Origin of the sequence: Burkholderia arboris (genome assembly GCF_038723655.1) — a bacterium.
GTDB classification, from domain to species: Bacteria; Pseudomonadota; Gammaproteobacteria; order Burkholderiales; family Burkholderiaceae; genus Burkholderia; species Burkholderia arboris.
Genome location: NZ_CP109822.1, coordinates 2005089 through 2016079 on the forward strand (window position 1 = coordinate 2005089; position 10991 = coordinate 2016079).

10 protein-coding genes are annotated in these 10991 nt (G+C 68.9%); 7 read left to right on the forward strand and 3 right to left on the reverse strand.

Annotation, left to right across the window (positions count from 1 at the left end; translation table 11 throughout):
• Nucleotides 1–132 precede the first annotated feature (132 nt).
• The 6 genes from OHZ10_RS26330 (at nt 133) to OHZ10_RS26355 (ending at nt 7850) form a co-directional block, all read left to right on the forward strand.
• The gene (locus OHZ10_RS26330; RefSeq protein WP_342704785.1) at nt 133–2709 is read left to right on the forward strand and encodes a penicillin-binding protein 1A; all 2577 of its coding nucleotides are present in this window, start codon (nt 133–135) and stop codon (nt 2707–2709) included.
• 79 nt (nt 2710–2788) lie between these two features.
• Nucleotides 2789–3658 (forward strand): PilZ domain-containing protein, encoded by an 870-nt coding sequence (locus tag OHZ10_RS26335; protein WP_342704786.1) that lies wholly within the window; start codon nt 2789–2791, stop codon nt 3656–3658.
• Between the two features lie 224 nt (nt 3659–3882).
• Complete coding sequence (locus OHZ10_RS26340; RefSeq protein WP_034191417.1) at nt 3883–4212, forward strand: DUF4148 domain-containing protein; 330 nt, start codon at nt 3883–3885, stop codon at nt 4210–4212.
• Between the two features lie 190 nt (nt 4213–4402).
• The gene (locus OHZ10_RS26345; RefSeq protein ID WP_425394785.1) at nt 4403–6811 is read left to right on the forward strand and encodes an RICIN domain-containing protein; all 2409 of its coding nucleotides are present in this window, start codon (nt 4403–4405) and stop codon (nt 6809–6811) included.
• A 26-nt stretch (nt 6812–6837) separates the two neighbouring features.
• The gene (locus OHZ10_RS26350) at nt 6838–7263 is read left to right on the forward strand and encodes a hypothetical protein (RefSeq protein WP_338083558.1); all 426 of its coding nucleotides are present in this window, start codon (nt 6838–6840) and stop codon (nt 7261–7263) included.
• Entirely contained in the window at nt 7260–7850 is a 591-nt protein-coding gene (locus tag OHZ10_RS26355; RefSeq protein ID WP_342704788.1) for an SCO family protein, read from the forward strand. Before OHZ10_RS26350 ends, OHZ10_RS26355 begins: the two co-directional genes overlap by 4 nt.
• Before the next feature lie 77 nt (nt 7851–7927).
• On the opposite strand, the gene OHZ10_RS26360 is transcribed toward OHZ10_RS26355, so the two are convergent.
• From OHZ10_RS26360 to OHZ10_RS26370, 3 genes are read right to left on the reverse strand one after another with little or no spacing between them, the layout of a single operon-like run.
• The gene (locus OHZ10_RS26360) at nt 7928–8824 is read right to left on the reverse strand and encodes a DMT family transporter (RefSeq protein WP_059240608.1); all 897 of its coding nucleotides are present in this window, start codon (nt 8822–8824) and stop codon (nt 7928–7930) included.
• Nucleotides 8825–8831: 7 nt separating this feature from the next.
• The gene (locus OHZ10_RS26365; protein ID WP_174992208.1) at nt 8832–9620 is read right to left on the reverse strand and encodes a DUF2182 domain-containing protein; all 789 of its coding nucleotides are present in this window, start codon (nt 9618–9620) and stop codon (nt 8832–8834) included.
• Nucleotides 9621–9643: 23 nt separating this feature from the next.
• Nucleotides 9644–10246, reverse strand: a complete 603-nt coding sequence (locus OHZ10_RS26370) for a DUF1326 domain-containing protein (protein WP_059240606.1) — start codon at nt 10244–10246, stop codon at nt 9644–9646.
• A gap of 325 nt (nt 10247–10571) precedes the next feature.
• Here OHZ10_RS26370 and OHZ10_RS26375 point away from each other — a divergent pair, with 325 nt between their 5' ends.
• Complete coding sequence (locus tag OHZ10_RS26375; RefSeq protein WP_340624981.1) at nt 10572–10976, forward strand: lysozyme inhibitor LprI family protein; 405 nt, start codon at nt 10572–10574, stop codon at nt 10974–10976.
• Nucleotides 10977–10991: the final 15 nt, after the last annotated feature.

A 10991-nucleotide genomic window follows, 5' to 3' on the forward strand; every position in this document is an offset into this window, starting at 1 on the left:
TTGTACCAGGTTTGGCGCGTCGTTCCCGTTGCGGGGCACGCGCCTTTTTTGCGTGTGCGGGGCCACGCACCCGCGCGAGTCTCGGCCGGCACAACGCCGCAGCGGGCCGGCGGGGCGTGCGAGTTTGGTACGATGCACCCTTTTCAGCCGAGCTCCACCCGCGTGAATCGCCGAAACGTGTCGTCAGTGCGTGACTTTTGTGCCAGATGGGCCGCGCGCGCCCAACCCGTCGCGGCTGCCGCCGTCGCGCGGGTCAAGCCTCTCGCCGCCACCGCGTGGCATCATGTCCGCCACCCGACGCGCCGCGGCGTGCTGCTCACGGCCGCCGCCGTGCCGACGCTGTTCGTCGTGTACGTGGTCGTGCTGATCCCGTTCACGCCGGGCATCGGCGACATCCGCAAGGCGCGCGTCGACCAGCCCGCGCAGGTGCTGTCCGCCGACGGCAAGCTGCTGGCCGAATTCAAGCCGTCGAACCGCGAGTGGGTGCCGCTCAAGCAGATCTCGCCGCACATGGTCGACGCGCTGATCGCGACCGAGGATCACCGCTTCTACGAACACCACGGCCTCGACTGGAAGCGCACGGCGTCGGCCGCGCTCCACACGTTCTCCGGCAGCCGCCAGGGCGGCTCGACGATCACGCAGCAGCTCGCGCGCAACCTGTATCCGGACGAGATCGGCCGCGCGCCGACGCTCACGCGCAAGGTGAAGGAAGCGATCACCGCGCTGAAGATCGAAGCGGTCTACAGCAAGGACCAGATCCTCGAGACCTACCTGAACACGGTGCCGTTCCTGTACAACGCGTACGGCGTCGAGATGGCCGCACGGACCTATTTCGACAAGTCGGCCGATGAGCTCGACGTGCTCGACAGTGCGACGCTCGTCGGGATGCTGAAGGGCAACAGCTACTACAACCCGGTGCTGAACCCCGAGCGCGCGCTGCAGCGGCGCAACACGGTGCTCGGCCAGATGGTGAAGTACGGCAAGCTGTCGCCCGCGCAGTTCGCGCAACTGCAGCGCCGGCCGCTGCGCATCGACTTCGAGCGCCAGAAGGAGCCGCCGGGGCCGGCGCCGCATTTCGCGCAGCAATTGCGCAAATGGCTGATCGCGTGGGCCGACCGTAACGACTACAACATCTACTCGGACGGGCTGATCGTGCGCACGACGATCGACTCGCGGCTGCAGCAGATGGCGACGCAGGCGCTCATGCTGCAGGGCAATCAGCTGCAGGGCATCGCGAACAACGCGTGGAGCGGCCGCGACGGCTGCGGCACCGACAACGAGGTGTTCCGCACCTTCATGCGCGAGTCGCCCGAGTACAAGGCCGCGCAGGATGCCGGCAAGGACGATGCGGCCGCGATGAAGCTGCTCGCGGCCGACCGCGGCTTCATGCGCGCGCTGTGCAAGGCGAAGACCGACGTGCAGGCCGGCTTCCTCGCGATCGATCCGCGTGACGGGCAAATCCGTGCATGGGTCGGCAGCCGCGATTTCACCAGCGAGCCGTTCGACCACGTCGCGCAGGCGCGGCGCCAGCCGGGCTCGACGTTCAAGCCGTTCGTCTATGGCGTCGCGTTCGCGAGCGGGATGAAGCCGGACGACACGTTCATCGACCAGCCGGTCGAGATTCCGCTGAAGGGCGGCGAGATCTGGCGGCCGAACGACGACGTGCCGCCGACCGGCAAGCCGATGACGCTGCGCGACGCGGTCGCGCTGTCGCGCAACCGGATCACCGCGCAGGTGATGGAAAAGGTCGGGCCTGGCGCCGTCGCACGGCTCGCTCGCGACATGGGCGTGCGCGAAAGCCCGCTCGAACGCGTGCCGTCGCTGGCGCTGGGCACGAGCCCGGTCACGCTGAAGGAAATGGTCGCGTCGTACGCGACGATCGCGAACGCCGGGCTGTACGTCGAGCCGCAGATGGTGACGCGCATCGAGAACCGCCAGGGCGAAGTACTCGCCGAGTACGCGCCGGCGCCGCCCGAGCGCGCGCTCGATGCCGAAACCGACAAGACGCTGCTGAGCGTGATGCGCGATGTCGTGACGCGCGGCACGGGCGGCAGCATCCGCACGCGTTTCGGGATCCGCGGCGACGTGGCCGGCAAGACGGGCACGACGCAGGACAACGCGGACGGCTGGTTCATCCTGATGCAGCCGGGCCTCGTCGCCGGCGCGTGGGTCGGCTTCGACGACGGCCGCGTGACGCTGCGCAGCGATTACTGGGGGCAGGGCGCGCACAGCGCGCTGCCGATCGTCGGCGATTTCTTCCAGCGCGCGCAGCGCGCCCGGATCGTCGACACGAAGGCGAAATTCGATACCGAGCCGTCGCCCGGCTGGTTCGCGTCGCTGCGCGAGCGCGTGACCGACCTGTTCGACACATGGTTCCCGCCCGAGCAGAAGAAGGCGCCTGCGCCGGTCAGGACGCAGCGTGTCGAGCGGCCGGCCGAGGCCGACGAAGGCTCGGCAGCGGCGGCTTCGGCCGCGTCGGCGCCCGAAGCCGCGTCCGGCGGCATGGTCGAGGAATGGGTGCCGGCGTCCGAAGTCGCCGCATCGGCCGCGGCCTTGTCGGCCGGCGCATCGCAACTGCAGCCCGCGCAGCCGCCGACGAGCGCCAGCGTGACGAGCGGGAGCAGCGCGGGCGCCGGTGCCGCGCCTTCCGCCTCACCGGTCCCGCCCCCCGCGCCGTCCGCTCCCGACGCGAGCGGCGCTTCGCAGTAACGAAGCCGTTCAGATTCTGCGCGATGCTGCCGTAATCAAGTTGTCACGACAGCTCGCGCGGTCGCTCCGCGCCTTTCCGATGCGGCTTCCCACCGACTACGTCGCGCTTGCGCGCGACGATCTCTCCGCCGGCATCCCGCTCGGCTTCGATCTCTACGATGCCGACGGCGCTGCGCTGATGCCGGCCGGCACGACACTGCGCGATGCCGCGCAGCACGCTTTCCTGTTCGACCATTTCCGCCCCGTACGCCGGCGCGAGGATGCCGACACCGATCCGCCCGGCGCGGCTGCGCCGGCCACGCGCATGGGCCTGTCGGTGGGCGCCGCGATCGGCATCCGCCGCCGGGTCGGCACGACCCGCGCATTGCAGCGCTGCCGGCTGATCGGCGTCGCTGCGTCGGGCGCGCTGTTCGTCGAACCGCAGCCGGCGGCCGTGCTCGAATTCACGCGCGGCGACGACGTCGAAGCGGTGGCGATCGGCCGTGCCGCGGTGTCCCGTTTCGGCGCAACCGTCGAGTTCGTGCAGGCGTCGGGCGGCGTGCCGTTCATGACCCTGTCGCCCCCCGGGTTCGTCGACCGGTTGCGTACGCGCGCGGAGCCGCGCGTGCCGGTGCGGATCGCGGCCTGCTGCAGCGGCGAAACGGCGGGAGCGGAACGCATCGGGATGGTGCACGACATCAGCCTGAGCGGGCTGTCGATTGCCGTCGACCGGCCGATCGCGGCAACCGGCGAGCCGTTGCGCGTGCTGCTGCCGTTCGAAGCGGACGGACGCGTCGAGCTGCTGGCGCTCGACGGCACGGTGCGGGCCGTCCATGCCGACCCGGCGCTGCCGGCGCTGACGCTGCATCACGCGGCGTTCGGCGAAACCGCTGCCGATGACCGGATCCGCCTCAAGGCATTGCTGTTCGACCGGCAGATGGCGCTGGCGGATACCGATTCCATACGCTGACGGGCGGGCGGCGCGCGCCGGGTCACGCATTGCGGTATTCGGTGCGCGAACACCGGTAATCATCTGATGAATCGGCTTATTCCCGCGAGATTGTACGGTTTCCGTCAACAGTGAATTTGCGATTTAAGTATTTACCCTGATAGCCGAGACTCCTAGACTTCTACTCATGCGCAACGACCCCGAGTCCGAAGCGCCTGACAAAACAATCCTGGAGGTAACGCATCATGAAATCGCTGATCAAGGCAGTTGCACTGGCCGCTCTGGTGGCCGCACCGGTCGTCTCGTTCGCTCAATCGAACCAGCAGCCGCTGACGCGCGCACAAGTGCGCGCCGAACTGGTCCAGCTCGAAAAGGCCGGTTACAACCCGAACGACTGGATGAACTATCCGGAAAACATCCAGGCCGCCCAGGCCAAGATCGCCGCCGCGCAGAACACCGGCGCGCAAGCCGACGCAACGGGTTACGGCGCGAATGCCGCCGCCACGTCGCAGTCCGGCCAGCGCGTGGTCGTGCCGGCCGCCGCCGATCGCTCGTCGGTGTACTTCGGCCACTAAGCAGATCGCTGCATCGCGGCCTTCGGAGTCGTAACCGGAGGCCGTATCGAAAAAGCCCGCACGCTGTCGCGTGCGGGCTTTTTTGCGCCGTCTTCATTGAGTGGCCCAGCGCACATCCCGATCCCTGGTTTCGACGTTTTAATACGGCCGGAAATTAATACCGAGCGACGGGGGGATCATGCGAGTGTCGGTGCTTGCCTGGAAACAGGCGTTCTTGTGGGCGTGTGCGTCGTTTTTCGTTGCGTGGTGGCCATCGAGCGCCGCGGCGGCGGTCACGGCTGCCTATTCGGACCTCGTGTCGGCAGACAGCGGCCAGTGCGTCGCGATCGCAGGCAACTCGGGCGCATCCGGCGCGGGCATCGTGCAGGTCTCGTGTGCGGGACAAGGCAACACGACGTGGTCGTTCGTGCCTGTCGGCGCCAACTATCACATCGTGTTGCAAGGCAGCGGTCTGTGCCTGAACGTACCGGGCGGCTCGCGCACCAGCGGCACGCCGCTGATCCAGTATCCGTGTCAGGGCGACAGCCTGACCAATGACCAATGGACCATCACGGCCGTCGGGGCAAGCTACCGGATCGTGTCGGTCTCGAGCGGCATGTGCGTGAACGTCAATGGCGGCTCGCGCGCATCTGGCGCGCAGTTGATCCAGTATCCGTGCCAGGGCGCCAGCGCGCTGAACGATCAGTTCAACCTGTATCTACCCGTCGCCGCGTTCTCCAACATCGCGTCCGCGGGCAGCGGCCGTTGCCTGACGATCAGCGGCAACTCGACCGGGGCGGGCGCGGCGATCGTGCAAGGCGCGTGCTCGACCCAGAGCAATGCAGGGTGGTCGTTGCTGCCGGCCGGCAGCGGCTACCACGTCGTGTCCCAGCGCACCGGGCAATGCCTGAACGTGGCGGGCGGAGCCGGCGGGAGCGGAACGCCGGTGATCCAGTATCCATGCCAGGGCGATGCTCAGACGAACGACCAGTGGACCGTCGCAGCCGCGTCGGGCTCGTACTACCGGCTCATGTCGGTGGCGAGCGGAATGTGCCTGAACGTGAGCGGCGGGGCGCTGTCGGACGGCGCCGCGCTGATCCAGTACCCGTGCCAGGGCGCGGGTGCGCTGAACGACCAGTTTACGCTTGGCTTGCCGCAAAGTTTCCCGGTCACGCTGCCGTCCGCGTGGAGTGCCGTCATTCCGTTGCCGGTCAATCCGATCGGGATTGCGAACGTGCCGAACGGCAAGCTCGTGATGTGGTCGGCGGACCAGACCCTCAGCTTCCAGAATGACGTCGGCAGCAAGGCTACGCAGACGCAGACCGCGCTGTTCGATCCGGCGACGAACCGGGCAACGCAGTTCCTGGAGACATCCGCGGGCTCGGACATGTTCTGCCCGGGCACCGCGATGCTGTCCGACGGCAGGTTGCTCGTCAACGGCGGCGACAGCAGCCCGAAGACGACGCTGTACGACTGGAACAGCAACACGTGGAGTGCGTCGGCGACGATGAACATTCCGCGCGGCTATCAGGGCGACACGCTGCTGTCGAATGGCTCGGTGCTGACGCTCGGCGGTTCGTGGAGCGGTGGCCAGGGCGGCAAGAGCGCGGAGATCTGGAACGGCGGCAGCTGGACGGTGTTGCCCGGCGTACCGGAAACCGGCATCGTTGGCCCTGATCCGCAAGGCATCTACCGGGGCGACAACCACCTGTGGCTGTTTGCGCAGGGCAACGGCAGCGTGTTCCACGCCGGCCCCAGTGCGCAGATGAACTGGATCTCGACCACCGGCAGCGGCGCAATCCAGTCCGCCGGCACGCGCGGGACCGACCCGTACAGCATCAACGGCACCGCGTCGTTGTACGACATCGGCAAGATCCTGAAGGCTGGCGGCGCGAAGTCGTACCAGCAGAACGGCAGCGCGTCGACTTATGCGTCGAACGCGGTCTACGAGATCGACATCACGCGCGGGCCGAACCAGCCGGTTGCGGTGCAACGGCTGAACGGGATGACCTACCAGCGCGCGTTCGCGAACAGCGTGATCCTGCCGGACGGCAGCATCGTGATGATCGGCGGCCAGAGCTTGCCGATGCCGTTCACCGACACCACGGCGATCATGGTTCCGGAGATCTGGAGTCCGAAGACCCGGCGCTTCAACCTGCTGAAGCCGATGCAGACGCCGCGCACCTATCACAGCACCGCGATTCTGCTGCCGGACGGCCGTGTGTTCGCCGGCGGCGGAGGGCAGTGCGGCAGCGGCTGCGCGACCAATCACCTGAACGCCGAAATCCTCACACCGCCCTACCTGCTCAATGCGGACGGCTCGCCGGCCGCGCGGCCCGCGATCGCGAGCGCGCCTGCGGCGGCGACTCGCGGCGCGTCGATCGATGTCGCGACGCGCGGCCCGGTCGCGTCGTTCGTGCTGATGCGCCTGTCGTCGGTGACGCATACGACGAACAACGATCAGCGCCGCATTCCTCTGTCGATCGCGGCAGTGACCGGAACGTCGTACCGGCTCGCGATCCCGTCGGACGCGGGCGTCGTGCTGCCCGGCTATTACATGCTGTTCGCGCTCGATGCGAACGGCGTGCCGAGCGTATCGACGTCGCTGCAGATCTCGTGACGCCTCCGTCGCGATTCGGGCGGCGGATCGCCGCTTGCGTGGCGGCTGCCGGCATCGTCACGGCAATGTCCGGCGGGCGCGCTGCCGCGGCAGACGACGTCACACGCGGCCACGCGCTTTTCGGCGGCGAGGCGCCGCTGCACGGGCGGCTGTCGACCCATCCGGACAGTCTGCCGCCGCAGGTGGTGCGATGCGCGAACTGTCATGCGGCGGGCGCAGGGCCGGCCGTGCCGAACTCGCTTGCGCCGCGTCTCACGCCCGACGGGTTGACCGCGCTGCGCGCCCGGCGGGGCGGCCCGCCGACGCGCTACGATCGCGACGCCTTCTGCGCGCTGCTGCGCACCGGGCTCGATCCGGCCTATGTCCTGATCAACGTCGCGATGCCGCGCTACACGCTCAGCGAGCGCGACTGCACCGCGCTGTGGCGATATCTGAATGGAGGCGTGACGTGAGCACATTCGATGAGTGCGCCCGGCAACGGCGCGCGTGGCTGGCCGCGCTCGCACTGGCGGCGCTGCGGCCCGGCGCGGCGCGCGCCGCGCCGATCGTCGGCTATCACGGCGGGCGTGTCACGCCGTCGGTACCGGTGCCGGACGTGCCGGTGCGCACAGCGGACGGCCGCGCGACCCGCCTGCACACTTTGCTGAACGGCCGGGTGAGCGCATTGCAGCTGTTCTTCACGGGCTGTTCGTCGACCTGTCCGATCCAGGGAGCCGTGTTCCAGCGCGTGCAAGGGTTACTCGGTTCGAACCGACACCGCGACGTGCAGTTGCTGTCGCTCAGCATCAGCCCGCTCGAGGACACGCCCGCGCGGATGCGCGCGTGGCTCGCGCGCTTCCACGCGGGGCCGGGCTGGATCGCGGCCGCACCGGAGCTGTGGGATGTCGACGTGTTGCAGGCGTTGTTCGGCGGTGGTCTCACGGGACTGGACAATCACAGCACCCAGGTCCAGGTGATCGACCGGCGTGGCATGCTGATCTGGCGGACCTACGAATTGCCGTCGGCCGAATCGGTCGCGGACATCCTGCGGCGCGCATGACCGACGCGCCGGCTGACTGTCCGCCGTACGCGCTGGCATCGCGGACGGGGCGGTCGCGGTACGACGCGCGATTCGCGTCACGGCGGCGCGACGTCCGCCCTGCGGGCCCGGCTCGCGAGCACGGCGGCGACGCCGCCGAGGATCGCGGCCGACGCGAGCGCGAGCCGCCAGGTCGGCTGTTCCGACAAAAACAGCACGGCGCCGCATGCGGCGATCGGCGGCACCGACAACTGGACCGCCGCGGCGCGCATCGCGGTCAGGTACCGCAGCGCGGCGTACCAGATCACGTAGCCGATCCCGGAAGTCAGTGCGCCGGACAGCACGGCGAGCACGATGCCGGCCGGCGTCAGGTGAATGCGGGCGGCGAGCACGATGCTCAACGCGAGCGCCAGCGGCGCGGCCCGCATGAAATTGCCGGCGGTCGCCGCGACCGGATCGGTTGTCCGGCGGCCGCGTATCGAATAGATGCCCCACGCAATACCGGCGACCGTCATCAGCGCGGCGCCGCTCGGCGTCGGCGCGGCCAGCCCCGGCGAGACGAGATACAGCAGCCCGGCCAGCGCCGCGCCAAATCCGGCCCAGCCCAGGGGAGCGAACCGTTCGCCGCCGCGCCATCCCGCCGCGAACATCGTGAGTTGCACCGCGCCGAACAGGATCAGCGCACCGGTGGCGGCGCTGACGGTCAGGTACGCGAACGAGAAGCACACGACGTACGCGAACAGCATCGCCGCCGCGGGCCAGTCCGCCGGCTGGGCGGGCCGCCGCGCACCTGCGCGCGCGACGAGCGCGAGCATCAGCGCGCCCGACACGAGGCGCACGCTGCCGAAACTGGCCGCGTCGATCCGTCCGGCCTGCAGCGCGAGCCGGCACAGCAGCGAATTCGATGCGAACGCAAGCATCGCGACCGACGTCAGCGCGGCGACGCGCACGCCCGGCCGCATGTTCGACGCGAGTGCGGAAGCGGGTGGGCGCATCGCGGGCTCACGCGTGGCCGGCGACGATCAGCACGGCCGCGCCGAACAGCGCGGCGCCGAGCGGCGCGGTGAGTTGCCGTCCCCACACGGCGTTCTTCTCGATGGCCATCAGCGCGGCGAGCGCCAGCATCCAGCCGAGGCTGCCGGCCCCGACGACGAACATCAGCAGCATCAGCGCCCAGCAGCACCCGACGCAGAACAGCCCGTGACTCGCGCCCAGCGCGAATGCGTGTCGCCACGGCGTGCGGCCGCGCCAGTGGCCGATCACGAAACCGAGCGGCGTTCGGCAGCGCTCGAGGCAGCGCGCCTTCAATCCGCTGAACTGAAACGCGCCGGCGAGCGCGAAGACGGCCGCGCCGATCAACCAGTCGCGCCACGCAAGCGCCGGCACGTGTGCGACACCGGTCAGCAGCAGCGCGTGCAGGCCGTGCGCGACGAGACCGAAGCCGCTCCATGCCGCGACGTAGCCGAGGCCGACGAGGGCGAGCAGCCACGTGCGGTCGGGGCGGCCCGACACGACGCGCGCGAATGTGTCGAACAGCGTCAGCGTCGTCGGCAGCATCATCGCGAGGATCATCAGCGTCCAGGCTGCTGCGTCGAACGCGGCCGGCAGCCACAGTGCCCCACCCGGCAGCGCGCGGCACAGCGTGCTGAACGGCAAGGACGACGCGTCGTCGCCGTGTTCGAGATAACGCCCGTACGGGCTGCGCGTCCACGCCCACAGCGTGACCCACGCAAACCCGACGAGGCTCGCGAGCACGAACGGAAACAGGCGCCGGTGCAACCGCGCGGCCATGGCCGTTTATGTACGATCGTGATTCATGCGTCGAACAGGAAGGTGCTCTGCAGCGCGTTGTGATCCTTCAGATCGACGTCGATGCCGATCGCCGCGTTCTTCGACCGGTAGACGGGCGCCTTGCCGACGAACACGGGGGCGCCGGGCACCGTCGAGAACACCGTGTCGGCCAGCGTCGTCTGCGCGCCGGTCGGGCCGAGATACGGCTCGAGTTCCGCGTGGTAGTCGGTGCCGATCGACAGCGTGCCGCGGGCGCCGACGACATCGAACGTGATCGGCGCGCGCTCGACCGACACGACCTTGCCGATCAGTTTCGCGAGCTCGGCGATCGGGCCGCCGGCCTGGCCCGTATAGACCTTGAGCAGCGCCTGTTCCTGCGCCTCCGACGCCGTGTCGCTGACGAAGATCGCGGCCGTCCAGTTGCCTTGCAGGATGTTGCCCGGCACGCGGCACACGGCGGCAATCGTGTTGCCGCCGACGTCGACGCCGTCGACGGTGCCCTTGTCGACATGCCAGGCGACGATGGTGTCGCAGACGCCGAAATCCGGATCTTCACCGATCCAGCACGGGCACAGTACGCGACAGTTGCAGACCTCGAGCAGACGGCCTTCCAGGTGATAGCTCATGATTTCCTCCAGGTGAGCGACGGCGCTTGCGCGTTGTGCTGGGCGGAGGAAACCGGCTGACGAAACGTCACGCCCGCTCGGCGTCGCGAACGCGAAATGCGCTGAGGAATGCGGCGGAAGCGAAGACGGGATGGATGCGATAGCGCGGCCTGAAACGGCGTATCGATTTTCCAGTGTAGGCGTGCGGGGCCGATATGCAAGGCGCCGGCTGACAACCGTTCGCGCGTGCGCTAGCATCGCGGACGGTGTCGCCGCGCGCCGAGGCGCGGCAGGGCAACCGGCCCGGCACCGGGTTCCACATTTCAACGAACAACAAGGAGCATCCATGCGTGTCTTGACCGGTCTGCTGTGCTCGCTGGCGCTGCTGGCGAACGTCGCCCATGCACAAGCGAATTGTGCGGACGCGACGGATCAGGCGACGATGACGGCGTGTGCCGATCGCGCGTACAAGAAATCCGACGGGGAGCTGAACCGGGCCTACCAGGCCGTGACCGGGCGCCTGCGCGATGCGCGGCCGCTCGCGGACAAGCTCGTGAATGCGCAGCGCGCATGGATTGCGTACCGCGATGCCGAATGCAATTTCTCGAGCGCGAACGCAGAGGGCGGCAGCGTGTACCCGATGGTCGTATCGACCTGCCTCGATGATCTGACGAAAGCGCGCACCGAAACGCTGAAGGGCTATCTGTCCTGCGAGGAGGGCGACCTCGCGTGCCCGGTGCCCGCGAAGTAAAGGGCATGCGCGGGC

Coding starts and splice junctions, on each gene's coding strand:
- OHZ10_RS26365 (WP_174992208.1), bottom strand. CDS start 9,620: ATGGCCGCGCGGTTGCACCGGCGCCTGTTTCCGTTCGTGCTCGCGAGC.
- OHZ10_RS26375 (WP_340624981.1), top strand. CDS start 10,572: ATGCGTGTCTTGACCGGTCTGCTGTGCTCGCTGGCGCTGCTGGCGAAC.
- OHZ10_RS26335 (WP_342704786.1), top strand. CDS start 2,789: ATGCGGCTTCCCACCGACTACGTCGCGCTTGCGCGCGACGATCTCTCC.
- OHZ10_RS26330 (WP_342704785.1), top strand. CDS start 133: ATGCACCCTTTTCAGCCGAGCTCCACCCGCGTGAATCGCCGAAACGTG.
- OHZ10_RS26360 (WP_059240608.1), bottom strand. CDS start 8,824: ATGCGCCCACCCGCTTCCGCACTCGCGTCGAACATGCGGCCGGGCGTG.
- OHZ10_RS26340 (WP_034191417.1), top strand. CDS start 3,883: ATGAAATCGCTGATCAAGGCAGTTGCACTGGCCGCTCTGGTGGCCGCA.
- OHZ10_RS26370 (WP_059240606.1), bottom strand. CDS start 10,246: ATGAGCTATCACCTGGAAGGCCGTCTGCTCGAGGTCTGCAACTGTCGC.